This is a genomic window from Pseudomonas sp. EL_65y_Pfl1_R83, from assembly GCF_963970695.1.
GTDB lineage: Bacteria > Pseudomonadota > Gammaproteobacteria > Pseudomonadales > Pseudomonadaceae > Aquipseudomonas > Aquipseudomonas tritici.
In genome coordinates this window covers 96,360-119,349 of record NZ_CAXAQI010000005.1, presented here as the reverse complement: position 1 = coordinate 119,349, position 22,990 = coordinate 96,360, and the positions used below count along the sequence as shown (strand labels likewise).

Sequence of the window (22,990 nt, the reverse complement as noted above, 5' to 3'; positions counted from 1 at the left end):
GCTTTTGCATAAAAGCGGCCATTCCCAAGTAGCTAAAGACTCACTAATTTGACTTAAGTTCCCCAACTAAAACAGTAACTTAGAGAATTGTGTACAACTCGTGTTACTGGTCGGATTTCTATTGTCACAATGTCGACACAGCCTCAGGATCGCGCCGTCATCCTCTTGAGGTCTCTCTATGAAGTTCTCCTCGATTCTCTTGTTGTCCCTTGGCCTGGTCAGTGGCGCAGCCATGGCCGGTGGCACCACCGAAGCCGGTGTGGGCGGCGCATTGGGCGGGGTACTCGGTTCGGTTGTCGGCCAGTCGATCGGCGGCAACACGGGCTCGGCCATCGGCGCAGCCCTGGGCGGCGCGGGCGGCAGTGCGGTGGGTGCCGACAAACGCAGCCGTGGCGAAGCAGCCATCGGTGGCGCCTTGGGTGCAGCGGGCGGCAACGTGGTTGGCCGCAGCATGGGCGGCAACACCGGCAGCCTGATCGGCGCAGCCGCCGGCGGCGGTGCGGGTGGTGCACTGGGTAACTACATGGGTAACAAGAGCGATGACGACGACCGTCGTTCGCGTAGCCGTGATAAGCGTCGGTATGACCGCGACGATCACCGTGGACGCGGGCATGCCTATGGTCATCGCAAGAACAAGCATCACTACCGTCACCGGTAAGCTCTAAAGAACACCGCATCCACTGTGTGCGGGCTTGCTCGCGAATGCGGAGTGTCAGCCAACGCATTTTAAGCTGACCCACCGCTTTCGCGAGCAAGCCCGCTGACACATTTGGCTCCGTGGTGTTAGTGGGATTGGGCTAGACCAACAACCGCTGCAACGCCTCGCGCAGCGAACCCGGAATCGTCACCGGCTGGTTCGACCCTCGATCTACAAACACATGCACAAAGCGCCCCGCCGCACAGGCCTCTTCCTCGCCTGCCTTGAACACCGCCAATTCGTACTGCACTGAGCTGTTACCCAACTTGCCCACCCGCAGCCCGATTTCGATGCGCTCCGGAAAGGCGATCGACGCAAAATAATCACACGCCGAACTCACCACAAACCCCACTACTTCACCGTCATGAATATCCAGGCCACCTTGTTCGATCAGGTAGGTATTCACCGCTGTGTCGAAGAAGCTGTAGTAAGTCACGTTGTTTACATGGCCATACACATCGTTGTCGTGCCAGCGCGTGATGATGGGCTGGAAGTGAGCGTAGTCTGCACGTTGTGCCACTGAGTCAGGCATCGGTAAGTCTCGCGAAGGTGGGTTTACAGGTCATTCAAATGGGCCTGCGCCCACTCGCGTACTTCAGCGTAAGGGTAGTCTTCCAACGCAGCGAAACCGGGAATACCCCGCGCCTTCAACTTGGTAAACAACGGCACACTGATCCCGCCGAGGAACCGTGTCAGTCGTTCCGCGCCCGGCAGTTCTCCGGTGTGCTCATGATGCCTGTGGATAAAATCACCGCACAGCCCCATGAAGTTTTTATCCACAAGCGGCGGCAAGCCTGGCGGTGGCGGCAGGTGCGCAACGTGGCCGTGGCACACGGAGCAATGCCCACAACGCAGCGGTGCGTTTTCATCGCCAAAGTACTGCGCCAGGCGCTGCCCCAGGCAGCGCTCGGTGGCGAACAGATCAAGCATGGCGTGGATCCGTGCCACTTCACCCACCTCATGCTGCTTGAAGCCTGTGTATAACTCCGCGCTCAGCACCTGCGGATCAAAATCGGTATCCAGCAGGCTGTAGACCTCCGTCATCTGCTTGCTTTCCAGCTCGATCAGGCCCTGCTCCTGGAAGTAATCCAGCGCCTTCACCACCCGGCTGCGTTCGGCATTGTGCTGTTGATAAAGCGCGTCGAAATCCACCGTCGCCCAGGTTTTCGCTCGTTTACATACCTGGATGATCGCCGCCACGAACTGCTGCCGCTCGCCGGAGAATCGCGCCAGCAAAGCCTCTGGCTCGATCAGGTACTTGAAGCGGTACTCGGCATAAAACGCGTAGCGCGGCGCAATCACGCCCTTGAGCTCCAGCTGCACCAGTAGGGTCTTCAACGGCAGTTCGCGGATATTGCTGTGGTCCGACAAAGACCTGAGCAAAAACTCCCACTGCCCATCGCCCCTCGCGGCCTGCAACTCTTCCAGCACCCGACGGATACCGTCCTGCTCCGGCGTATCGCCGTACACGAAGTTTTCCAGCACGTTGAGGCTGTCACGGTTGGCCAACACCAGGCAGTCAGACGGCTGCCCATCACGCCCCGCGCGACCGATTTCCTGGCTGTAGTTCTCGATGGACTTGGGCAGGTCGAAGTGCACCACGTTGCGGATGTCACTCTTGTCGATGCCCATGCCAAACGCGATGGTGGCGACGATGCAATTGGAGCGCCCGCCCATGAAGCGGCGCTGGATGCCCTCGCGCTTATCGTGGGGCAGACCAGCGTGATACGCCTCGGCCTCGATACCGTTGCGGTTCAAGTGCTCGGCAATCTGCTCGGCGGTTTTCTGCAGTGTGACGTAGACGATGCTGGGTTGATTGGCGCGCTCACTCATCCACTGGACCAAACGACGACGCTTGTCCGCACCGCTGACGGGTTCCACCAACAGATTGAGGTTGGGCCGGTAGAAGCCCGTGGTGACCACATCGTCCGGCGCAATGGCGAACTTCGCCTGCATGTCGGCAATCACCTTGGGCGTCGCTGTAGCTGTCAGCAACAGCGCTTGTGGGATATTGAACTGGCGCTGGTAGTCCGGCAGCTTCAGATAGTCCGGCCGGAAGTTGTGGCCCCACTCGGAAATACAGTGCGCTTCGTCCACCACCAACAACGAAATCCGCACGCTTTGCAGGAAGTTACGGAAGCGCTCGTTCTTCAAGCGCTCAACCGAGATCATCAGGATTTTCAACTCGCCCGAACGCGCACGCGCCATCACGTCATTGGCCTCATCGCGGCTCTGGGCCGAATCGATACTGCCTGCCGAAATACCGTGACGTTGCAAAAAACCAAGCTGGTCCTGCATCAACGCCAACAGCGGCGACACGACCAGCGTCAGGTGCGGCAGCAACACCGCAGACAGCTGGTAACACAGGGACTTGCCCGACCCGGTAGGAAAAATTGCCGCTGCCGAACGACCGGCCAGTACGGCGTTGACCGTTTGCTCCTGGCCCAAACGAAACTGTGGATAACCAAAGACCTGCTGGAGGGTGTCGTGCATAGGCTGTCACTCCATTGACCGCTGAACGAGCCCAAACCATAGACCAGCGTGTTCAGCGAATCGAGAAAGGTCGCAAGGAAAAAAGAGACAGGATGATACACAGGCTGAGGCATGGCCTAGGGCCGAAGTGGGAGTGTTCACTCGATTTTGTGAGAAGAATACAAACCAAATGTGGGAGCTGGCTTGCCTGCGATGGCGGTGTGTCAGTCGACATAAGTATCAACTGAACCACTGCCATCGCGGGCAAGCCCGCCCCCACACTTTTAGACCTGCGCTACGACTGAATCAGCGGTTCTGCACGCGCTCAATCGCAGTGTCATACACCGGATTGGCCTTTTGCTCTTTCGCCAACTGGTAGTGACGCAAGGCATCCGAGAATTGCCCCGCTGCTTCGTAGATCCGTGCAATGTTGTAGTAGGCGCCTGCCCGCACGGTCGCTGCATTCGCGCCGGTCGCCAGGGCGATCGCCTTACGGTTGGCCCAGATCGACTCGGCGGTGTTGCCGGCTTTCTGATACGTCAGGCCGAGGTTGCCGTAGGCCTTCCCGAAATTATTGTCCAGATCGATGGCCTGACGAAACAGGTCAATCGCCTGGTCGAGGTTACCGGCCTGGTAAGCCGCTTCACCTTGCACGTTCAGACGCTTCGCATCGGTCTGTGCGGAAGAGCTGACAGCTACCGCCGTGACCGCCACGCTGTCATCCAGCAACCCCTTTACTTCATTGAGCACGTTCGGGGCATCAACCGTCACACCGCTGAAATTGTTGATGTCCTGGAAGTCACCACTGCCGGTCATGCGGAACACGGTCCACAGGTTACCGCTGCGGTTCTTCGGCACGTAATAAGTGCGCACCAAGGATTGACCCATGTAGACAAACACCTTGGCCTCGCTGTTGGACAGCTGGCGCGAGCCTGGATTGCCGCTGTTGGTGAAGTCATGCACGGCGTAGACGTAGCTTTCGCCGTAGTGCTTTTTCTGCAGGGTGATGGTTTCCGGGCCGTAGCTGTCGGTGTCATCCACATCCAGCTCGGCGTCGGTGCCTTTCTGGTTGCCAAAGAAGATGTTGTTGCCCGGGAAAATCATGTGGGAGTCGAGGTCTTCCGGGGTTTTACCCCAGGTCAGCACAACGCGCAGGCCGTCGAGGTTTTCCATCACCGGGCTGATGGCGTACGTCATGCCTTTGCAAGGGCACTTCACCACTAGGTTGGAATAGCCGGGCTTTTTGATGATCAGCAGATTGCTGGCATCATCGGCAGCTTCGCTGGTGAGGGTCACCTGGCCTTGAGCGTTGGTGCGGCCCACCACGTTTTGTGCGCCGTTGCGTTGCAGCAGCACTTCGGCGTCGGCGATTTTCTGGTCCTTGACCACCGCACTCAGCACCTCGATCGGCAACTGTTCGGCCTGGATCGAAAAAGCCACCGCACACAATGACATCGCCGAGGCGACACGAAGCATACCCATGCTTAACTCCCTTTAAGTGCTGGGCGGAATCGCCCGACAAGATTTTGCGGTGCAACATACGCTGAATTCGGTGGGTTGGCGTTTTTTTTGTGCGGAATGTGACCTGGTTTTTATCTCGCCTCCCCCCGCAAGCATTGCGCTACAATTGAACATTGCGACCCAGGAGTACGCTGCAATGAGCGAACCGACGTTTGAGCAAAAACAGGATCACTACCACAAGATCCGCCGCTCCAATTATCTGGCCAGCCTGCGCCTGGAAGGGTTCGACACCCAACCGGCCGACGTCGACAAACCCTTGCCGACCCGCGAAGCGGTTCTTGCCAAGTACCGCAAAACCCCACACTGATGCTCGACAAATACGGGGTGGGCCAGGACCCATACTGCTATCCCGATAGCAGCATCCTGCGCAACCGCCTCGATTTGCGCGACGAATCACTCCTGCATCAAGCCGAGCGCGAATTATCTGAAATCGCCGTAGGCAGCCTCCCGCTCTACCCACCGCCCTACGATCTTAGCCGGCTGCAACACATACACCGCACCCTGTTCGGCGATATCTACGACTGGGCCGGTGAGCTGCGCAGCGTCAACATCCAGAAAGGCGACACCCTGTTCTGCACGCCGGAACGCATTCCGCCGGAAGCGACGAAAATCATCCAATCTATGGAACAGGCCAACTGGTATGTGGGTGCGAACCAGGCCGAACTGGTGCAGTTGATTGCCGAGGCTTATGGCGACCTCAACGTCATCCACCCTTTTCGTGAGGGCAACGGCCGGGCGCAACGGATTTTGTTCGAACAGATCATTGTGAATGCGGGGTTCTCGGTTAACTGGTGGCTGGTGAAACACGCGGCATGGATACCGGCGAACATTGATGCGGTGGCGTGTGATTATCGGGGGCTGGAGGCGATTTTTGAGCGGTGTATCAGTAAGCCGTCAGTGCTTGATCGAATCAGCACCGGTTAAACCATCGGTTTATTGCTCGAAATAACGCTCACTTCTAAGGTTTGGTCACTCGAAAACAGCACACATAAGTGCCACTACCTGCCTTGCGAACGTCTATCGTCAGCTACGCACCAACTTCACCGACACTCATCCTCTCATCATCGACACCGAAGCCACAGCAGAAGACATCCAGAGCGCCGCGCATCCGCGCTGCCACAGACTTACTGGAAACCTTCACCTGCCTGACCTACGAACACGCTGACCTCAACGATATTTCCCACATCATTAACGCCTTGTACCTGCTCGTGCGGGATGGCTGTGATCTGCTGGAAGCGGCGCAACACGTTCAACTGCCCGGCAGCCGATAACCCACCACAACCAAGTCAGCCACTGAGCCAAACCTGTGGGAGCTGGCTTGCCTGCGATAGCGGTATATCAGGCTATATTTATGCACCTGACACACCGCCATCGCGGGCCAGCCCGACTCCCACATTGAAAGGGTGTTGACCAAAAAATCACTGTCAAACCGAAAATGTCGGACAGCCCTGTGGGAGGCCGCTAAATACAGCGTAGTCCTCTTCCTAAACGGCTTAAAACACCTGCTTCGCCCTCTACATAACCCCCCTTCGCATGACCGAAACTAGCGCCCTCTCAACTGCCCCGGCACTCACACATTGCTCGTCGCCCCCACACTTAACCTGGCAGCTGACTTTCCCGACGACCCCGTCATGCTTCACCTTCTGCAACTCGTGAATGAAGACGTGGGCCTGCCCAAACATCAAGCTCTCAGCTTCAGCACTTCAATAAATCATGACCTCGGATGTAGCAGCTCTGAGGCTAGAAAATTGATGGCAGCACTGAAGCAGGATTTCGGCATGAGGTTCGGAGACTACAGGAGCAATCGCTATTTCAAGCGTCGAGGCTTTGACAGGTATTTGCGACATGTGGACAGAGGCAGCAAAGGCAAAATTCCGCTCACCCTTGACATGCTCTACCAAGCCGTCAAAGCCAAACGCTGGAACACACAGGCACTCGAAGCAAGGAGATTTCAAAAGTCATGAATATCGTCCTGCAAATAGCCTGTTTCTTCGGTTTTTACCTTGTACTGCATTACCAAATCACTGACGCTATCCTGAGAAAACGCCTTGCAGTCACATGCCTCATAACCGGCCTAGCATTGACGTTCTTATTACCCTACGTGGCAGTAATCCTCAGAATGCCCTTCCTCCCTATCTTCGTATTCTTGATAGGCTTGGCACTCTTCATCACCCGCAACAAATACCGACTAAAACGCAACCCTCCCCCTCACTCACTCCCGCGTGCGCCCACCATGAACCTGGCCCCCAACTTCCCCGAAGATCCCGCGATGCAGCAGCTTCTGCAATTGCTGCACGAAGAAATCGGCCTGCCGAAACACAAGACCCTTCGCCTCGACACCTCAATCAACTTCGACCTTGGCTGCGACCGCGCCGAGGCCAAGCAATTCATGGAGGCGTTGGAGCAGGATTTTGCGGTCGACCTGGGCGACTACGACGCTTATCGTTACTTCCAGCCGCCGGTGTTTGATGTGTTCTTGAAGCACCGCGCCAAAGGGCGTGGCGATAAGGTGCCACTGACTATTGGCATGCTCTACCTGGCCATCAAAACTCACAGCTGGGACACGCAAACCCTGGAAAACCTCAGCTGAACCCAAGAACGCTGAGCGTCAAATGTGGGAGCGGGCTTGCTCGCGAATGCGGTGGATCAGTGAAAAATATTCAACCTGACACTCCGCCTTCGCGAGCAAGCCCGCTCCACATTGGTTATGCGCTAACCTGGCGAATTGCCTACCTATCAAGGACCGTACATGGACGTAATAATGGGCCTGCTGGCCGCCCTGCTCTGGGGCGGTACGGACTTCCTCGTGGGGCTCAACGCCCGGGCCGTCGGCGTTAAACGCGCCGTGTACTTCGGCCAAGCCCTCGGCTTTTTGATCATGACCCTGTTGCTGGTCATCTTCCCCGCCTACCTGTTCAAATCCCTGAATGCCCCGTTGAGCGTCTGGCTCCTGGGCATCACCGCCGCGCTGCTCACCGTCTCCGGCGCCCTCGCGCTGTCCAAGGCTTTCGCCCTGGGCAAAGCCGCCATCGTCGCGCCGCTGGTGACGTCCTACGGCGTTGTCACCACGCTGCTGTCCTGGGCCAGCGGTGAACACATCAGCCTGATCCAACTCGGCTGCATCGGCCTGTGCGTCGTCGGCGTGATCCTCTCCAGCATCCACCAAGACAACGGCGTCCCCCACAACAACCCGCGCCTGTCTATCGCCTACGCCCTGCTCGCCGCCTTGCTGTACGGCACCAGCTTCTGGCTGCAAGGCCGCTACACGTTGCCCGCACTGGGGCCGATCACCATGTTGTGGCTGGGTTACCTGGTGGGCCTGTGCGTACTGGTGGTGGTGGTGCTGAAGATCAAGGACGGCCTGAAGATTCCACCGCTGAAAAACTGCGCCACCTTGACCGGTGCGAGCTTGATGAACCTGGGCGGGTTCTCGGCATTTTCGTGGGGGGCGATGGCCGGGTCGGTGTCGGTGGTGACGGTGATCAGCACGCTGTCTGGCGGGATCGCGGCGATGCTGGGGTTTGTGTTTTTCAAGGAGCGGTTGTCGGCGGTGCAGGTCTCGGGGGTAGTGTTAGTGCTGGTCGGTGCGGTGGTTTTGCACATCGCCGACTAACGCTTGCGCACAAAAAAGCCGCCCACGAGGGGCGGCTTTTTTACAACAACCGAATCTTACAACTTAGGCCCAGCCGCCTTGATAGCATCGCTCACGTCAAACTTCTTGAAGTTCTCGGTGAACAGACCCGCCAGGGCTTTCGCCGCTTCGTCGTAGGCCGCTTTGTCGGCCCAGGTGTTGCGTGGGTTCAACAGGCCAGTCTCAACGCCCGGTACGGCCAACGGCACGTCGAGGTTGATGGTGTCCAGGTGTTCGGTTTCAGCACCGATCAACGCGCCGCTCTGGATCGCTGCGATGACGCCGCGAGTTGTCGGGATGTTGAAGCGGTTGCCGACGCCGTAGCCGCCGCCGGTCCAGCCGGTGTTGACCAGGTAGACCTTGGAGCCGAAGCCGCGGATGCGTTTGATCAGCAACTCAGCATATTCGCCGGCCGGACGCGGGAAGAACGGCGCGCCGAAGCACGTGGAGAAGGTCGACTTGATGCCGCTGCCGGAACCCATTTCGGTCGAGCCTACCAGTGCGGTGTAGCCGGACAGGAAGTGGTAGGCCGCTTGTTCTTCGCTGAGGATCGACACGGGTGGCAGTACGCCAGTCAGGTCGCAGGTCAGGAAGATCACCGCGTTTGGCTCGCCGCCCAGGTTCTTCTCGGAACGCTTGGCAACGTGCTCCAGCGGGTAAGCGGCGCGGCTGTTCTGGGTCAGGCTGACGTTGGTGTAGTCGGCGTGCTTGGCATCGTCGATAACCACGTTTTCCAGCACAGCGCCATGCTTGATGGCTTTCCAGATGACTGGCTCGTTCTTCTCGGAGAGGTCGATGCACTTGGCATAGCAACCGCCTTCGATGTTGAACACCACGCCTTCGCCCCAGCCGTGTTCGTCGTCACCGATCAGGTAACGGCTTTCGTCGGCCGACAGGGTGGTTTTACCGGTGCCCGACAGGCCGAAGAACAAGGTCACGTCGCCTGCTTCGCCAATGTTGGCGGCGCAGTGCATCGGCAGTACGTCGCAAGCCGGCAACAGGAAGTTCTGTACCGAGAACATGGCTTTCTTCATTTCACCGGCGTAACGCATACCGGCGATCAGCACTTTCTTCTGGGCGAAGTTGAGGATCACGCAACCGTCGGAGTTAGTGCCGTCACGCTCAGGCACGCATTCAAAGTTGGCCACGTTGAGCACCTGCCACTCGTCACGACCGGCCGGGTTGTACTGGGCCGGGTTGATGAACAGGCAACGACCGAACAGGTTCTGCCAGGCAGTCTGGGTGGTCATCTTCACGGCCAGGTAGTGGTCTTCGGAAGCACCTACATGGACGTGGGAAACGAAATGCTCTTGCGCGTTGTTGAATGCCTCGACACGAGCCCACAGGGCATCGAACTTGTCGGCCGGGAACTTGCGGTTGATCGGGCCCCAGGCAATGGCGTCCTGGGTGGAAGGCTCTTCAACGATGAAACGGTCGACCGGCGAACGACCGGTACGGTGACCCGTTTCTACGACCAGTGCGCCAGTATCGGCAAGCACGCCTTCACCGCGCTGCAGGGCTTCTTTAACCAGATCATCAACACTCAGATCGGTGTATACGGCGTTGTTGGCTTGCGTCATGAGGTTCCCCGTCGGCCTATGGCCGAGTGCTCCAAACGTTTTGTAGTAGAAAGTTGCGCACTACTACCGCGAAAAAAGTGGGCCGGATTATGCCAGAAAAGCCCAAAAAAAGTAGGGCCCTCCCGTCAGAACAGCGCTAAACCGGCAATTGTCAGGTGATTCACCTGTGCTTAAACGTTTTAGTGGCGGGTGTTGGAAGGGGTATCGATGCCTGCGCCGGCGAACAATTGGGCGACATCGGCCGCATCGAACAGGTAGCGCTGGTTGCAGAACTGGCAGTCGATCTCGATGTTGCCGCCGTGCTCGACCACCAGATCCTGGGCATCTTCCAGGCCCAGGCTGACCAAGGCATTGGCTGAGCGTTCACGGGAGCAGCTGCAACGGAAGCGCAGGCCCTGTGCGTCAAACAAGCGCACGGCCTCTTCGTGGTACAGGCGATGCAGGATGGTTTCGTTGTCCAAGCCCAGCAGCTCTTCAGCCGTCAGCGTACCGGCAAGGGCGGTCAGCTTGCGCCAGCTATCGGTGCGCTCATCGTCGTCCTTGATGCGGTCAGCCGGCAACTGTTGCAACAACAGGCCGCGAGCACGCTTGCCGTCGGCGTTGAGCCAGAACTTGGTGCCGACTTGCTGGGACATCACGAAGTAGTTGGTGAAGCAGTCCGACAGGGTTTCGCCGTCGAGGTCGACGATGCCTTGGTAGCGTTGGCCTTCGGTTGGGTCGACGGTGATCGCCAGCACGCCGTTGGCCATCAGGTCGGACAAGGTGGCGTCCGGGGCAATCTGGTCGGCGTCGTAACGGGCCAGGCCACGGATTTCGCGTTCGCTGGAGCACTCGATCATCAGCATCGGGACCGGACCTTCAGACCGCGCCTGCAAAATAAGCAGACCGTCGAATTTCATCGTGCCCACCAGCAGCGAGGCGGCCGCCATCAGCTCGCCGAGCAGTTGCGCAACCGGCTCCGGATAAGGGTGCTTGGCAAGGACTTCGGCATAGCTGCGCTCCAGCGAGACCAGTTCGCCGCGGGCATCGTTCTCGTCGAAGATGAAGCGTTGGGTGAAGTCGGTATCCGGTAGATCAGTCATAGGTCTGGGTATCTGAATTGATGACAAATTGATTACAAAGTTTATAGAATTAAACGCTTTAGCACCGTTTTGGTGCTGTTTTCTAGAGCCGTGGGGTACAGTTTATGAACAATCCGGGTTTGTTCCAAGCCAAGTGGAACCTCGGGGGATGGGCCTGGTGCAATCTACTCGCGATCGGGCTGCTGTGTTTTTGGCTGTGGCCCACGGGCCAGATGCTGTGTGTGGTTTTCGACGAGTGGCTGTTTCATCTGCTCAATGAACCGCTCGCGAGCAACTCCACATGGCTGCACGTGTGGGCCGTGGCCAGTTTGCGACCGTTCGACGCAGTGGTCGGCGTGATTCTGCTGCTGCTGTTGATTCGCGGTGATTGGGTATTCAAGGCCGTGCAGGTGCGCCAGGCACTGTTCGGTTTTGTCGGAATTCTGCTGCTGTTGCTGTTTATCCGCATGCTGTTTTCCAAATTCGCGGCACACATGGGCTGGCAACACAGTAGCCCGTCGATGGTAATCAGCGGGGCGATCCAGATGAGCGACTACTTCCCAGGGCTGGAAAAGACGTGGGAACTGAAGGACCGTTCGAGCCAGAGTTTCCCGGGGGATCACGCTTCGGTGCTGTTGATCTGGGGGATGTTCATGACGGTGTTCGCCAAGCGCACCGGCCAGGTGCTGGTGATTTGGGGCCTGGCACTGTTGTTCATGATGCCGCGCCTGGTGGCGGGGGCGCACTGGGGGCAGGACGACTACATCGGTGGTGTGTTGCTGGCACTGTTGGCGCTGGGGTGGGGGTATTACACACCGTTTGCGGCCAAGGTGTCGGGTGGGTTGTTGCGGGTGACGGCACCCGTCTTCCGGCTGTTTCAACGAGTGCCACTGATTAGTCGGCTAAGCGTCATACGCTTGTAGTAATGAGCGGGCTTGCCCCGCGCTGGGTCAGTCATCATTGCCACTGCCGCGAAACTTGAACAAGTCGCGGCGCTGCTTCTTGCTCGGTTTGCCATCGGTGGTCATGCCGATACCGCCGGCCTTTCGCATCGCCGCCGCATTTTCACGCTTAGCAATACTGGCTTCGGTCTCGGTGTACAGCGCCTGCGCTTCAGGCGCCCCACGGCGCACGATGGAAAGCGCCTGGACCACGACCGTTTTTTCATCAAACCCGGTACGAATCTGAAATTCATCCCCGACGCGCGGTTCCTTGCCCGGCTTGCAGCGCTCGCCACGATGATGCACCTTGCCACTCTCGATGGCAGCCTTCGCCAGGGCACGGGTTTTATAGAAGCGCGCAGCCCACAGCCACTTGTCCAGACGGACTTTTTCTTCCTCTTCCTGCTTTTGAGCCACTTGAATTCCTCGCTCTGAAAAATGTCGCAACTTTAACGTTGAAACCCTTCGACGCATAAACCCTAAGGCTCACCTAAGATACGCCAGGTAGCACTCTGTTTTCGCGAGGATACGCTGTGACCGACTTTCCCACTTCACTCACCTCGCCTGACCAGCGCTGCGTGGGCTGCCAGCAAAGCGAACCCTTGGGGTTCGATTTTGCGTTCGCCTATCAGCCTATCGTAGACCTTCGGGACCATTCGATCTTCGCCCACGAAGCCCTGGTGCGCGGCACGCAAGGCGAAGGGGCGCTGTCTGTGCTGGACCAGGTCGACGAAAGCAACCGCTACCGTTTCGACCAACGCTGCCGAACCCAAGCGATCGCCGGGGCGGCGGCCCTGGGTATGCAAACCCATCTTTCTATCAACTTTATGCCTAACGCCGTGTACCGCCCGGAGTTGTGTATCCGCAGTACCCTGGAAGCTGCCCGCGCGCATGATTTTCCGCTGGACCGGCTGATTTTCGAGACACTCGAAAGCGAGCACGTAGATAACAATCGCCATTTGACGAATATTCTGCGTGAATACCGCGAATTCGGCTTCAAGACCGCCATCGACGACTTCGGTGCGGGTTATTCAGGGCTGAGTTTGCTGGCCGATTTTCAACCTGACTTGATCAAACTTGACATGACGCTGATTCGCGATGTCGATCAGGATCGTGTCCGACAGATCATCGTCCGGGGGATTGTCACAATCTGTGAGCAGTTAGGAGTTACTGTCATTGCCGAAGGCATCGAAAGTGCTGGTGAGCGTGACTTCCTTTCCGACTGCGGAATATTTCTGATGCAGGGTTATTGGTTCGCCAAGCCTGCATTCAAAGCCCTGGCTGAGGTTTCACCCCAGGCCTGGGCGAATCGATCGGTTACCCATATTGAAGACATTTGACCATTTGACCGTTGTAGGTCTGCGTGAGTGGGTGGCACTTCCCGACCTGGGAGTGGCAGGCCTGCGCGCGAAGATCGACACCGGTGCCAGTACCTCCAGCCTCCACGCCACCGATATCGAGCCTTTTGAGCGCGACGGCGAGAAATGGGTGCGCTTTACCGCGCATCTGGGCAGCATTGTGCAACTGCGCCACCGCCGCTGCGAGGCGCAGTTGGTGACGATGAAAACCATCAAAAGCTCCAACGGCCACGCGCAGGTGCGCTACGTGATCAGCACAACCCTGGCGCTGGGTGATCGGGTATGGCGGGTGGAATTCACCCTCGCGTGCCGCAAGGCCATGCGTTATCGCCTGTTACTGGGTTCCAAGGCGCTGATTGACGGCCAATTGGTGGTCAATCCAGGTGTCAAGTACGTTCAAGACAAGCCGGTGTTCCCGGTCTCTACTATTTCTGCCCCAGGTGCTGCATGAAGATTGCTGTGCTGTCGCGAAACCCGCGTCTGTATTCCACCCGCCGCCTGGTTGAGGCCGGCACTGAACGTGGCCACGAAATGGTGGTGATCGACACGTTGCGTGCCTATATGAACATTGCCAGCCATAAGCCGCAGATCCATTACCGGGGTAAACCGCTGGAGGGGTTTGATGCAGTGATCCCTCGCATCGGAGCTTCGGTGACGTTTTATGGCTGCGCGGTATTGCGCCAGTTTGAAATGATGGGGGTATCGCCCCTCAACGAATCGGTCGCCATTGCCCGCTCTCGGGACAAGTTGCGCTCGCTGCAGCTGCTTTCACGCCGAGGCATCGGCCTGCCAGTGACCGGTTTTGCCCACTCTCCCGACGACATTCCCGACCTGATCGAGATGGTCAATGGCGCACCGCTGGTGATCAAGGTACTGGAAGGCACCCAGGGCATAGGTGTGGTGCTGTGTGAAACCGCGACGGCGGCGGAATCCGTGATCGAGGCATTCATGGGCCTCAAGCAGAACATCATGGTGCAGGAATACATCAAGGAAGCCGGCGGCGCCGATATCCGCTGCTTCGTGGTGGGTGACAAGGTGATTGCGGCGATGAAGCGTCAGGCCAAGCCGGGGGAGTTCCGCTCCAATTTGCACCGCGGTGGTAGTGCCAGCCTGATCAAGATCACCCCCGAGGAACGCATGACCGCGCTGCGGGCGGCGAAGGTGATGGGTTTGAGCGTGGCGGGTGTGGATATCTTGCGCTCCAACCATGGACCACTGGTGATGGAGGTGAATTCATCGCCGGGGCTGGAAGGGATCGAGACCACAACGGGCAAGGATGTGGCGGGGATCATCATTCAGCATTTGGAGAAGAGTGGCGGAGCGAATATGACTCGGACCAAGGGTAAAGGGTAAGAGCAGCGACAAGCTTCAAGCTAAAAGCTGCAGGAGAAGACAGATTGCTTTTGCTCTTTCTTGCAGCTGATAGCTTGAAGCTTGTCGCTGCTCCTATACCGCATCTCTGGGCAACATCAAGCCCAGCGGCAAACGCACTCGCGCCTCTAACCCTCCCTCTTCGCGGTTACGCAACTCAACATTGCCGCCATGCATCGAGGCAATCCGCCGCACAATTGCCAACCCCAGACCAGTACCCTTACCACCCCGAGCACGGTCGCCGCGGGTGAAAGGGTTGAAGATACCCTCCAGCTCGTCCGGGTCGATGCCCGCGCCCCGGTCCATGACGCTCAGCACCACATAGGGCGCAGCACTGTCGCCGGATACATACGCCGCCACTTCCACATCGGAACCGGCGTGATGCAAAGCGTTACCGATCAGGTTGTTCAACAGGCGCTTCATCGAGACCCGCCGCAACGCAAAAGGCTGGATCGGCTCAAGGCGCATGCGCACCTGCTCACCGTTCTGGTTGTAGGGCGCGACCACCTCACGCACCAGGTCAGTCAGATCGACCTCTTCCACCACCTCATCCCGGCCATCGCGGATGAACGCGAGGAACTGGTCGAGAATAGCGTCCATGTCCTCAATGTCACGGACCATGTCATCGGTCAGATCGCTATGGTTGCCCATCAACTCCAGAGACAAGCGCAGCCGCGTCAAGGGTGTGCGCAAGTCGTGGGAAACTCCCGCCAGCATCAACTCGCGTTCGCGCCCGGCCTGCTCGACGTCTTCCGCCATCTGGTTGAACGCGCCGTACACCTCAGTCATCTCGCTGGGCGTATCGCTGACCGGCAGGCGCACGCTGCGCCCCTGGCCCAATTGGCGGGCGGCAAACACCAGACGTTTGAGTGGTTGGTTGAGCTGCCGGACAAAGATCCACGCCGACGCCGTTGAAAGCAGCCCGATCGCCAGGAACCAGCCCAGCACGTTCCAGATCTTCTGCCCACGCAGCGGATGCGGGTACAGCGGCACTTTCAGCCAATCCTCACCCAGGCTTGGCGCGCGCACCCACAACGCCGGCGATACATGCATGCGCAGCCGCACCTCAGTGTCTTCACCGAGTTCAGCCTGCATCTGGCGCTGGTAAATTTCACTGTAGGGCCAATGTTGCTCACCCTCGGGCACCCCCGCGCCCGCTACACGGACCAGCGTGGCGGCCTTGGCGATTTTCTCGCGGTTCTCGGGGTCAGCCGCCCAATAGGCGCGAAGCGTCAAGGCGACACCGTGGCTGTATTGTCGATCCACCAGCACGTCCTCGTTCATCAACAGATAAACAAGCGTGAGTGCTTTGGAAAACAGAACGACGATCAGCACCAGCCAAAGGGTGCGGGAGAAGAAGCTTTGGGGGAACCACAGCGGGGTTTTCATAGAAGACAGCTAGATACCTTGCAGAAACGAGCGGCGCTCGCAGAATTGCAGACGCCGGACCTCCCGTCGACCCTCATGGAATCAAACGCTGGGAGGCCCGCCCTGCAAATCATCGGTCAACTGGTTTTATTGCCATCCGGCACAAACACATAACCCACACCCCAGACCGTCTGGATATACCTAGGCTTGGAAGGGTCCGGCTCGATCATCCGGCGCAGACGGGAAATCTGCACGTCAATGGAGCGCTCCAGGGCGTCCCATTCCCGGCCACGGGCCAGGTTCATCAGTTTGTCGCGGGTCAGCGGCTGGCGAGCGTTCATCACCAGGGCCTTGAGCACGGCGAATTCGCCAGTGGTCAGCATGTGCACTTCATCGCCACGCTTGAGCTCACGGGTCGCCAGCGACAGTTCGTAGTCGCCAAAAGTGACGCTTTCGTCTTCGCTGCCGGGCGCGCCCGGTACCGGGGCTGCCTGGCGACGCAACACCGCCTTCACCCGCGCCATCAGCTCATCCGGGTTGAACGGCTTGGCCAAATAGTCATCCGCGCCCAGCTCCAGGCCCTTGATGCGGCTCAGCTCATCGCCCTTGGCGGTAAGCATGATGATTGGAATCTGGTTGTTCGCGCCGCGCAGGCGTTTGCAGGCGGTGAGGCCGTCTTCGCCGGGCAGCATCAGGTCGAGTACGACGAGGTTGAACACTTCACGCCCCAACAGACGGTCCATCTGCTCAGTGTTCGGCACCGCGCGGGCGCGGTAGCCCTTGGAGTTGAAGAAACGCTCCAGCAGGCTGCTCAGCCCCGGATCGTCGTCAACGATGAGAATTTTCTCGCCTTCAGCAGTTTGTGCAGTGCTGCTCATTAGATGCTCCTCTTATCTCGGCGCGCATTATGGCCTAGCTGCCGTTATACGCACCGTGTGCATTGTTAGCAGATTTTTCCTCTACTGCCAGCGAACCCGCGCCCTACAACCGTTGGCGCAATCCCCCCCAAGGGCAGAACGCTGGTTATAATGCGGCGCCGTCGTGCAGGGCAACGTCAGATCGTTACCGTTTGATGCCGAGGATTTTTTCACCGCTTGTCGTGATTTTTTCGATTTCGAGGGTCAATAGGCTGCCTCTTGACCCAGGCAGCGGCGCCAGTCGGGCCGCTCAACCAGCCTCCCAACGCCTTGTTTTCCGGGCTTGCGAGCTGCTTTTAAGAATTTCAGGTGGTTTTATGGACAGCATCAACAGCCGCATCGCCGAGGAACTCGGTGTACGCCCACAACAGGTCGAAGCGGCCGTCGCTCTACTGGATGAAGGCTCCACGGTGCCCTTCATCGCCCGTTACCGTAAAGAAGTGACCGGCAGCCTCGACGACATCCAACTACGTCACCTGGAAGAGCGCCTGCGCTACCTGCGAGAACTCGACGAACGGCGCATCAGCATCCTCGCCAGCATCGAGGAACAAGGCAAGTTGACCCCCCAACTCGAGCGCGACATCAAGCTCGCCGACACCAAGACCCGCCTCGAAGACCTTTACCTGCCGTACAAGCAAAAGCGCCGCACCAAGGGCCAGATCGCCCTGGAAGCGGGCCTGGGCGAGTTGGCCGACGGCCTGTTCAACGACCCGTCGCTGACCCCGGAAACCGAAGCCGCGCGCTTCATCGACGCCGAAAAAGGCGTCGCCGATGTCAAGGCCGCCCTCGAAGGCGCCAAGTACATCCTCATGGAGCGCTTCGCCGAAGACGCCAGCCTGCTGGAAAAACTGCGTACCTACCTTAAGCAGGAAGCCATCCTCAGTGCCCGCGTCATCGCCGGCAAAGAGGAAGAAGGCGCCAAGTTCCGCGATTACTTCGAACACGACGAACCGCTCAAGAGCATGCCGTCCCACCGTGCACTCGCCATTTTCCGTGGCCGCAATGAAGGCATTCTCAGCTCCGCGCTAAAGGTCGGCGACGAGTTGCCGGGCACCATGCACCCGTGCGAAGGCATGATCGGTCAACAATTCGGCATCCAGAATCAGAACCGTCCTGCGGACAAGTGGCTCGGTGAAGTGGTGCGCTGGACCTGGAAGGTCAAGCTCTACACCCACCTGGAAACCGACCTGCTGGGCGAACTGCGCGACGGTGCCGAAACCGAGGCGATCAACGTGTTCGCCCACAACCTGCACGACCTGCTGCTGGCTGCACCGGCCGGGCCACGTGCCACTTTGGGCCTCGACCCAGGCCTGCGCACTGGCTGCAAAGTGGCCGTGGTCGATTCCACCGGCAAGCTGCTGGACCACGCGACTGTGTATCCGCACGTACCGCACAACAAATGGGACCAGACCCTCGCGATCCTGGCCGCCTTGTGCGCCAAACACTCCGTAGACCTGATCGCCATCGGCAACGGCACTGCCAGCCGCGAGACCGACAAGCTGGCCGCCGAACTGATCAAGAAATACCCAGCCATGAAGATGACCAAAGTCATGGTCTCCGAGGCTGGCGCCTCGGTGTATTCGGCGTCGGAGTTGGCATCCAAGGAATTCCCGGACCTCGACGTGTCGATCCGTGGCGCGGTGTCGATTGCTCGTCGCCTGCAGGATCCACTGGCCGAACTGGTGAAAATCGACCCTAAATCCATCGGCGTGGGCCAGTATCAGCATGACGTGTCGCAGCTGAAACTGGCGCGCGGCCTGGATGCAGTGGTGGAAGATTGCGTAAACGCCGTTGGCGTAGACGTGAACACCGCTTCCGTCGCGCTGCTTGCACGTATTTCCGGCCTCAACGCCACGTTGGCGCAAAACATCGTGACTCACCGTGACGAAAACGGCGCGTTCAAAACCCGTGCAGCGCTTAAAAAAGTCGCACGCCTGGGTGAAAAAACCTTCGAACAGGCCGCCGGTTTCCTACGCGTAATGAACGGAGATAACCCGTTGGATTCTTCCGCGGTTCACCCGGAAGCCTACCCGCTGGTGCAACGCATCGCCGCCGAAACCGACCGCGACATCCGTTCGCTGATCGGTGACGCTGCATTCCTCAAGCGTCTGGATCCAAAGAAGTACACCGACGAAACCTTCGGTGTGCCGACCATCACCGACATCCTGCAAGAGCTGGAAAAGCCGGGCCGCGACCCCCGCCCCGAGTTCAAGACCGCCGAGTTCCAGGACGGTGTCGAAGACCTCAAGGACCTGCAACTGGGCATGATCCTCGAAGGCGTCGTCACCAACGTGACCAACTTCGGCGCCTTTGTGGATATCGGCGTGCATCAGGACGGTTTGGTACATATCTCCGCGCTTTCGGAGAAATTCATCAAGGATCCACGCGAAGCGGTGAAAGCCGGTGACGTGGTGAAGGTCAAAGTCATGGAAATCGACATCCCGCGCAAACGTGTCGGCCTGTCGATGCGCATGAGCGACACCCCCGGTGAGAAAGTCGACGGTGCCCGTGGCGCACGTCCAGGCTCCGCACCGCGCCAGTCGCAAAACAGCGCTCCGCGCAAGGAAACCGCTACCGCAGCGCCGAGCAACAACGCCATGGCCTCGCTGTTCGCCAACGCTAAACAGTTGAAGAAGCGTTGATGGAAATTCCGGCCGGCTTGACCCAGAGCGCGTTCAGCGAACTGATCGGCTGCCGTCTGCAACGCCTTGAGGAAGGCGTTGCCGAGGTGGCCCTGACCCTGGAGCCGCACCTGCGCAACCGCGCGGGCAAGCTCCATGGCGGGGCGATTTTCAGCCTGGTGGACATTACGATGGGGCTGGCCTGTTCCAGCTCACATGGTTTCGACCAGCAGAGCGCGACCATCGAGTGCAAAATCAACTATATCCGTGCGGTGGAAGGCGGTGATGTGCTGTGCACCAGCCGGGTGATTCATGCCGGGCGCCGCACGCTGGTGGTCGAGGCGGATGTGTACCAAGACGAAAGACTTATCGCAAAAGCGCAGGGTACCTTCGCTGTCCTATAGCCCCCTACCCCCGATTTGAGTTAATTTCGGCGCTGCAATCACAGCGTCGGAATTTTCTTGCCGTGCTGTAGCCAAACTCATGGAGTGAGGTAGGCTTTTTCACAGCGGGTCAAATCGACTCTGAACCAGGCGATCACGCCAGTTTTAACTTCACCCTTGTAGACCGTCCTGCCCACCCCCATATTGGGGCGACTGACGCGTGAAGGAATCCAACTTGAGCGAACTTCTCAACCGCCGCCTGGCTTTGCTCGGCAAGCGCGAACACCTCTCCCTGCTAGAGCAGTGCTTGCACGGCATCGAGCGCGAATGCCTGCGCGTTACGGGTGATGGCCGCCTGGCACAAACGCCGCACCCCGAAGCCCTGGGCGCCGCGTTGACCAACGAACTGATCACCACTGACTACTCGGAATCGCTGCTTGAGTTCATCACTCCCGCCCTGCCCAACCCGGCCGATACCCTGAGCAGCCTGGACAAAATCCACCGGTTTGCCTACACCAAGCTCGGCAGCGAATACCTGTGGAGCCCCTCGATGCCGTGCCCGTTGCCGGCCGAGGAAGACATTCCGATTGCCTACTACGGCACGTCCAATATCGGACAGCTCAAGTACGTGTACCGCAAGGGGCTGGCCCTGCGTTACGGCAAGACCATGCAATGCATCGCGGGCATCCACTACAACTTTTCCCTGCCGGAACAGCTGTGGCCGTTGCTCAAGGAAACTGAAGGATTTGTCGGCACTGACCGCGACTATCAGTCCAACGCCTATATCGCGCTGATCCGCAATTTCCGTCGCTACAGCTGGCTGCTGATGTACCTGTTCGGGGCCTCGCCGGCGCTGGACGCGGGCTTCCTGCGCGGTCGCTCGCACCAGTTGGAAGTGCTCGACGCTGACACCCTGTACCTGCCCTACGCCACCAGCCTGCGCATGAGCGACCTGGGTTACCAGAGCAACGCCCAGGCCGGCCTCACGCCGTGCTACAACGACCTGGTCAGCTACACCGACAGCCTGCGTGAAGCGGTGGCAAAGCCCTACGCGCCGTACGTAGAAGTCGGCACGCACAAGGACGGTGAATGGGTACAGCTCAACACCAACATCCTGCAAATCGAAAACGAGTACTACTCCAACATCCGCCCCAAGCGTGTGACCTACACCGGCGAGCGGCCGATCCAGGCGCTGATGGCGCGTGGCATCCAGTACATCGAAGTGCGCTGCCTGGACATCAACCCATTCCTGCCGATGGGCATCGACCTGCCGGAGTCGCGTTTCCTCGACGCATTCCTGCTGTATTGCGCGCTGAACGACAGCCCGGTGTTCGCCAACAACGAATGTGGCAACGCAACCTCCAACTTCCTCAGCGTGGTCAAGGAAGGTCGCCGTCCGGGCCTGCAATTGCAACGTCAGGGGCAACCGGTGGACATGAAGGAATGGGCTGCCGATCTGCTGGAGCAGATTGCACCGTTGGCCGCGTTGCTGGATGAGAGCCACGGCATCACCGAGCACAGCCAGGCACTGGATGCTCAGTTGGCCAAGGTCAAGGACCCGTCCCTGACGCCGTCGGCCCAGGTGCTGGCGGCGATGGCCGAGCGTAAAGAGAGTTTTGCGCAGTTCTCCCTGCACCAGAGCCAGTTGCACGCTGAGCACTTTCGCAAGGAGCCGTTGCCGGCGGACGAGCAGGCGCGCTTTGAACAGCTGGCACGTACATCGCTGGCGCAACAGGCAGAGCTGGAGCAGAACGAAGTGGGCGACTTTGATGTGTTTGTCGGGTCGTACCAGGCGAGCATTCTGGCCATCAGCAACTAAATCCTTACGCGGCCCCCTGTGGAAGCGGGCTTGCTCGCGAAGGCGGTGTATCAGTCAAACATGTATCGACTGACACTCCGCCTTCGCGAGCAAGCCCGCTCCCACAATTTTACCGAGGTGTGTCCGGTTACTCAGCAGTAGATGGCTTTTCCCACAGGTTAATCCCACCTTCCTGCGCAAACCGATCGATCTCCGCCAGCTCCTGCGCACTGAAGCTCAAGTTCTTCAACGCACCGACGTTTTCAATGATCTGCTCCGGCCGGCTCGCACCGATCAGCGCGCTAGTCACCCGTGGATCACGCAACGTCCAAGCCAACGCCAATTGCGCAAGGCTCTGACCACGACGCTGGGCGATTTCATTAAGCGCCCGCACATGAGCGATGTTTTCTTCGGACAGGTGCTTGGCCTGCAACGAACCACCGCCCGGGCGATTGACCCGCGCATCGGCCGGCACGCCGTTGAGGTACTTGTCAGTCAGCAAACCCTGGGCCAACGGCGTGAACGCGATCACCCCGGCGCCGAGTTCTTCGGTGGTGTCCAGCAGGTCTTTTTCGACCCAGCGGTTAAGCAGGTTGTAGGCTGGCTGGTGGATCAGCAGCGGCACTTTCCACTCTTTGAGCAGGGCCGCCATTTCGCGGGTTTTTACCCCGGAGTAGGAGGAAATACCGATGTACAACGCCTTACCTTGTTGCACGGCGGTGGCGAGGGCGCTGGCGGTTTCTTCCAATGGGGTGTCGGCGTCAAAACGGTGGGAGTAGAAGATATCCACGTAGTCGACGCCCAGGCGTTGCAGGCTCTGGTCGAGGCTGGCCAGCACGTATTTGCGCGAACCGCCGCCCTGGCCGTAGGGGCCAGGCCACATGTCCCAGCCGGCTTTGCTGGAAATGATCAGTTCATCACGGTAGTGCTTAAAGTCTTCGCGCAGCAGACGGCCGAAGTTGATCTCGGCGCTGCCGTAGGGCGGGCCATAGTTGTTGGCCAGGTCGAAGTGGTTGATCCCCAGGTCGAACGCGGTGCGCAGCAGGGCGCGCTGGGTGTCGATCGGGGTGCTGTCGCCAAAGTTGTGCCACAGCCCCAGGGACAGTGCAGGCAGCACCAATCCACTGCGGCCTACGCGGCGGTACGGAATAGATTCATAGCGGTTTTCGGCAGCAATGTAAGTCATCGAATCCTCTCTTGGACGTAGGCAAATAAGGCCTGGGAATAACGATATTCCCAGGTCTTTTAACCAGCTGAATCGCTTAAGTCTG

At 58.9% G+C, this 22,990-nt stretch carries 22 protein-coding genes and 1 pseudogene; 14 read left to right on the top strand and 9 right to left on the bottom strand.

Features of this window, described 5'->3' with window-relative positions; genetic code table 11:
* Positions 1-178: 178 nt before the first annotated feature.
* Positions 179-658: a YMGG-like glycine zipper-containing protein gene (locus tag AACY08_RS08970; protein ID WP_339419938.1), complete on the top strand. Its 480-nt coding sequence runs from the start codon at positions 179-181 to the stop codon at positions 656-658.
* A 139-nt stretch (positions 659-797) separates the two neighbouring features.
* Here AACY08_RS08970 and AACY08_RS08965 read toward each other — a convergent pair whose 3' ends face one another.
* The 3 genes from AACY08_RS08965 to AACY08_RS08955 all read right to left on the bottom strand — a co-directional run bounded on the left by AACY08_RS08965 (position 798) and on the right by AACY08_RS08955 (position 4,651).
* On the bottom strand, positions 798-1,229 hold the full coding sequence (locus AACY08_RS08965) for an acyl-CoA thioesterase (protein ID WP_339469121.1): 432 nt from the start codon (positions 1,227-1,229) through the stop codon (positions 798-800).
* Positions 1,230-1,252: 23 nt separating this feature from the next.
* Positions 1,253-3,190: a RecQ family ATP-dependent DNA helicase gene (locus AACY08_RS08960; protein WP_339469120.1), complete on the bottom strand. Its 1,938-nt coding sequence runs from the start codon at positions 3,188-3,190 to the stop codon at positions 1,253-1,255.
* A 285-nt stretch (positions 3,191-3,475) separates the two neighbouring features.
* On the bottom strand, positions 3,476-4,651 hold the full coding sequence (locus AACY08_RS08955) for a tetratricopeptide repeat protein (protein WP_339469119.1): 1,176 nt from the start codon (positions 4,649-4,651) through the stop codon (positions 3,476-3,478).
* 175 nt (positions 4,652-4,826) lie between these two features.
* On the opposite strand from AACY08_RS08955, the gene AACY08_RS08950 reads away from it, so the two are divergent.
* The 6 genes and pseudogenes from AACY08_RS08950 (at position 4,827) to AACY08_RS08925 (ending at position 8,303) form a co-directional block, all read left to right on the top strand.
* Positions 4,827-4,997 (top strand): YhfG family protein, encoded by a 171-nt coding sequence (locus tag AACY08_RS08950; RefSeq protein WP_096236773.1) that lies wholly within the window; start codon positions 4,827-4,829, stop codon positions 4,995-4,997.
* Positions 4,997-5,614 (top strand): putative adenosine monophosphate-protein transferase Fic, encoded by a 618-nt coding sequence (locus AACY08_RS08945; RefSeq protein ID WP_339469118.1) that lies wholly within the window; start codon positions 4,997-4,999, stop codon positions 5,612-5,614. Before AACY08_RS08950 ends, AACY08_RS08945 begins: the two co-directional genes overlap by 1 nt.
* Positions 5,615-5,678: 64 nt before the next feature.
* Positions 5,679-5,961 (top strand): annotated as a pseudogene (locus AACY08_RS08940) (hypothetical protein).
* 360 nt (positions 5,962-6,321) lie between these two features.
* Positions 6,322-6,654: a DUF1493 family protein gene (locus tag AACY08_RS08935; protein ID WP_339469117.1), complete on the top strand. Its 333-nt coding sequence runs from the start codon at positions 6,322-6,324 to the stop codon at positions 6,652-6,654.
* A gap of 269 nt (positions 6,655-6,923) precedes the next feature.
* Entirely contained in the window at positions 6,924-7,280 is a 357-nt protein-coding gene (locus tag AACY08_RS08930) for a DUF1493 family protein (RefSeq protein WP_064450201.1), read from the top strand.
* A 159-nt stretch (positions 7,281-7,439) separates the two neighbouring features.
* On the top strand, positions 7,440-8,303 hold the full coding sequence (locus AACY08_RS08925; RefSeq protein ID WP_339469115.1) for an EamA family transporter: 864 nt from the start codon (positions 7,440-7,442) through the stop codon (positions 8,301-8,303).
* A 56-nt stretch (positions 8,304-8,359) separates the two neighbouring features.
* On the opposite strand, the gene AACY08_RS08920 is transcribed toward AACY08_RS08925, so the two are convergent.
* Positions 8,360-9,901, bottom strand: coding sequence for a phosphoenolpyruvate carboxykinase (locus AACY08_RS08920; protein ID WP_339469114.1), 1,542 nt, complete (start codon positions 9,899-9,901; stop codon positions 8,360-8,362).
* Between the two features lie 179 nt (positions 9,902-10,080).
* Positions 10,081-10,983: an Hsp33 family molecular chaperone HslO gene (hslO, locus tag AACY08_RS08915; protein WP_339419930.1), complete on the bottom strand. Its 903-nt coding sequence runs from the start codon at positions 10,981-10,983 to the stop codon at positions 10,081-10,083.
* Positions 10,984-11,087: 104 nt separating this feature from the next.
* Between hslO and AACY08_RS08910 the strand changes: the two genes are divergently transcribed.
* Positions 11,088-11,885 carry a phosphatase PAP2 family protein gene (locus AACY08_RS08910; RefSeq protein ID WP_339469113.1) on the top strand — a complete coding sequence of 266 codons (798 nt, stop codon included), beginning with the start codon at positions 11,088-11,090 and terminating at the stop codon, positions 11,883-11,885.
* A gap of 27 nt (positions 11,886-11,912) precedes the next feature.
* Here the strand turns inward: AACY08_RS08910 and AACY08_RS08905 are convergent, their stop codons facing one another.
* Positions 11,913-12,320, bottom strand: coding sequence for an RNA-binding S4 domain-containing protein (locus AACY08_RS08905; RefSeq protein ID WP_065875839.1), 408 nt, complete (start codon positions 12,318-12,320; stop codon positions 11,913-11,915).
* Between the two features lie 116 nt (positions 12,321-12,436).
* Here AACY08_RS08905 and rimA point away from each other — a divergent pair, with 116 nt between their 5' ends.
* From rimA to rimK, 3 genes are read left to right on the top strand one after another with little or no spacing between them, the layout of a single operon-like run.
* Complete coding sequence (gene rimA / locus AACY08_RS08900; RefSeq protein ID WP_339469111.1) at positions 12,437-13,243, top strand: S6 modification regulatory phosphodiesterase RimA; 807 nt, start codon at positions 12,437-12,439, stop codon at positions 13,241-13,243.
* On the top strand, positions 13,230-13,712 hold the full coding sequence (gene rimB, locus AACY08_RS08895) for a retropepsin-like aspartic endopeptidase RimB (protein WP_445261454.1): 483 nt from the start codon (positions 13,230-13,232) through the stop codon (positions 13,710-13,712). The genes rimA and rimB overlap by 14 nt, the downstream gene beginning before the upstream one ends.
* Positions 13,709-14,614: a 30S ribosomal protein S6--L-glutamate ligase gene (gene rimK / locus AACY08_RS08890; RefSeq protein ID WP_049710586.1), complete on the top strand. Its 906-nt coding sequence runs from the start codon at positions 13,709-13,711 to the stop codon at positions 14,612-14,614. Before rimB ends, rimK begins: the two co-directional genes overlap by 4 nt.
* 93 nt (positions 14,615-14,707) lie before the next feature.
* Here the strand turns inward: rimK and AACY08_RS08885 are convergent, their stop codons facing one another.
* Both AACY08_RS08885 and ompR read right to left on the bottom strand, forming a co-directional pair.
* Positions 14,708-16,021, bottom strand: a complete 1,314-nt coding sequence (locus AACY08_RS08885; protein ID WP_016979042.1) for an ATP-binding protein — start codon at positions 16,019-16,021, stop codon at positions 14,708-14,710.
* A 116-nt stretch (positions 16,022-16,137) separates the two neighbouring features.
* Positions 16,138-16,878 carry an osmolarity response regulator transcription factor OmpR gene (gene ompR, locus AACY08_RS08880; protein ID WP_010214095.1) on the bottom strand — a complete coding sequence of 247 codons (741 nt, stop codon included), beginning with the start codon at positions 16,876-16,878 and terminating at the stop codon, positions 16,138-16,140.
* Between the two features lie 356 nt (positions 16,879-17,234).
* Between ompR and AACY08_RS08875 the strand changes: the two genes are divergently transcribed.
* From AACY08_RS08875 to gshA, 3 genes are all read left to right on the top strand, one after another.
* Positions 17,235-19,559 (top strand): Tex family protein, encoded by a 2,325-nt coding sequence (locus AACY08_RS08875; RefSeq protein WP_339469109.1) that lies wholly within the window; start codon positions 17,235-17,237, stop codon positions 19,557-19,559.
* A complete protein-coding gene (locus AACY08_RS08870) occupies positions 19,559-19,942 on the top strand; it encodes a PaaI family thioesterase (protein ID WP_339419924.1) in 384 nt (127 codons plus the stop codon). The genes AACY08_RS08875 and AACY08_RS08870 overlap by 1 nt, the downstream gene beginning before the upstream one ends.
* A gap of 214 nt (positions 19,943-20,156) precedes the next feature.
* Positions 20,157-21,740 carry a glutamate--cysteine ligase gene (gshA, locus tag AACY08_RS08865; protein ID WP_339469107.1) on the top strand — a complete coding sequence of 528 codons (1,584 nt, stop codon included), beginning with the start codon at positions 20,157-20,159 and terminating at the stop codon, positions 21,738-21,740.
* Positions 21,741-21,867: 127 nt separating this feature from the next.
* Here the strand turns inward: gshA and mgrA are convergent, their stop codons facing one another.
* Positions 21,868-22,905, bottom strand: coding sequence for an L-glyceraldehyde 3-phosphate reductase (gene mgrA / locus AACY08_RS08860; protein ID WP_314566791.1), 1,038 nt, complete (start codon positions 22,903-22,905; stop codon positions 21,868-21,870).
* Between the last annotated feature and the right edge of the window lie 85 nt (positions 22,906-22,990).